Origin of the sequence: Streptomyces sp. NPDC005820, assembly GCF_040630255.1 — a bacterium.
Taxonomy (GTDB): Bacteria; Actinomycetota; Actinomycetes; order Streptomycetales; family Streptomycetaceae; genus Streptomyces.
Map to the genome: position 1 here is coordinate 1 of NZ_JBEXXE010000126.1, position 1,717 is coordinate 1,717.

Annotated in this window: 1 protein-coding gene; it reads right to left on the reverse strand. The window is 70.8% G+C overall.

The window, feature by feature from the left end:
- Positions 1-63: 63 nt before the first annotated feature.
- Positions 64-1,644 carry an IS1182 family transposase gene (locus ABZ464_RS52000; RefSeq protein WP_359290047.1) on the reverse strand — a complete coding sequence of 527 codons (1,581 nt, stop codon included), beginning with the start codon at positions 1,642-1,644 and terminating at the stop codon, positions 64-66.
- Positions 1,645-1,717: the final 73 nt, after the last annotated feature.

The window sequence follows — 1,717 nt, forward strand, 5'->3', positions numbered from 1 at the left end:
CCTAGAAGACTGATGAAGATCTTGGTGAGGGCTGTCCGGCCGTCAGGCTGGACAGCCCTCCACTCATGCACTGGCTGGTGCGATGTGCCAGGTACCACTGGTGTGGGTGAGCCCGAGGTTGATCAGTCGGCGGAGGTTGAGGGCGGCGGCTCGGGTGTGGAGCCAGGTGTCGTTCTTGATGGTGCCGCGGTAGCGCAGACGGCGGTTGCCGTGGTGGACGAGCCAGGCGACGGCGCGTTCGACGGGGGGCCGCCAGCGGCGGTAGTCGGCCTGCCAGTCGGGATCGGTGGCGGCCTGGTGGCGGGCGGCTGCGAGCTGGTCGTGGTGGGGGCGGATGGTCAGGATGCGTCCGGCCTTGGCTTTGGTGCACCGCTCACGCAGGGTGCATCCGGTGCATGAGTCCCCGAAGGAGGCTTTGCGTTGGTGGTGCTGCCCGCCGGGGACGGACAGAGCCACGGTGTGTCCGGCCGGGCAGGTCACGGTGGCGGTGGTGGTGTCGATGGTGAAGTCGTCGAGGGTGAGGCCGCCGGGGACGGCGGGCCGCAGTGGTGCGGGCTTGAGGAACAGCCGGTGCCCGGCCTCGTGGAGGGCCTGGCGGGCGTCCCCGGTGGAATAGGCGGTGTCACCGAAGGCGTCCACCGGGGTGTCCTCGTCGGCGAGCAGTTCCTGGCCCACAGCGGCCTCGTGGTGCTCGGGTCCGGCGCCGGGCCGCAGGGCGACGGCGGTGTATAAGCCGGTCTCGGGTTCGATGGCCAGGTGGGCCTTGAAGCCGTCCTGCTGGTGGCTGCGGGTCTTGTGGACGTGTCGGGCTTCGGGGTCGACGGTGGAGACCGTCCGGTTCGGGGCGGTGCCCCGGGTGATGCGCCAGCGTCCGTCGCGGCCGTCGGAGTCCTCGGCGGGCTCGACGTCCTGGCCGGCGGCCAGGGCCAGGATGCCCACCGCGTTCGCGGCTTTCTCACCGAGCTGCTGGTCGGGCAGGTGGCCCAGCAGCCGCAGGGCATCGGTGACCAGCGCGTCGACCAGTTCGGCGCGGGCCTGCTCGTCGTTCCAGGCGATGCGGGGCTTGCCCGGGTCGGTGTAGTCGTGCGCGCTGCACCGGGCAGCGGCGACCGCGCCGGCGCCGGGGACCTCGCGGATCACCGCCCGGACCGCGGCGATGATCTGGGTGACGGTGTCCTGGGTGGCGACCGCGTCGTCCAGCACGGTGGAGTCCAGCGCCCGGCGGTGCTTGCCCTTCAGCACACCGGTGGCCTTCACGACCTCGCGCACGGCCTCGAAAATACGGTTCGGGCGGGCGGAACGGGCCAGTCGGCGACGGAAGTAGGCCAGCAGCGACGGGTCGAACGCCATGTCGTTGAGACCGAGCCCACATGCGGCCTTCCACCGCAGGTCGCACCGCAGTTCCTGGACCGTCTCGAAGTCCGACAGCCCGTGCAGGGCCTGCAAAGTGATCGCGGCGGCCAGGATCTGCGGCGGCATACTCGGCCGCCCGTTCGCCGACGGGTACATGTCCGCGAACATCTCCGCCGGAAACAGGCGGCCCCGATGCTCGGCCAGGAACGCGAACACACTCCCGGCCGGGATCAACTCCCGGCACGTCTCCCACACATCCGGGCCGACGGTCTCCCCGGCCCACTCGCCCATCGCCACGAAAACGAGTCTGGCCCCGCCGCTCACGCGGCGGGGCCAGAACCCAAGATCTTCATGAGTCTTCTAG

Coding starts and splice junctions, on each gene's coding strand:
- ABZ464_RS52000 (WP_359290047.1), bottom strand. CDS start 1,644: ATGGGCGAGTGGGCCGGGGAGACCGTCGGCCCGGATGTGTGGGAGACG.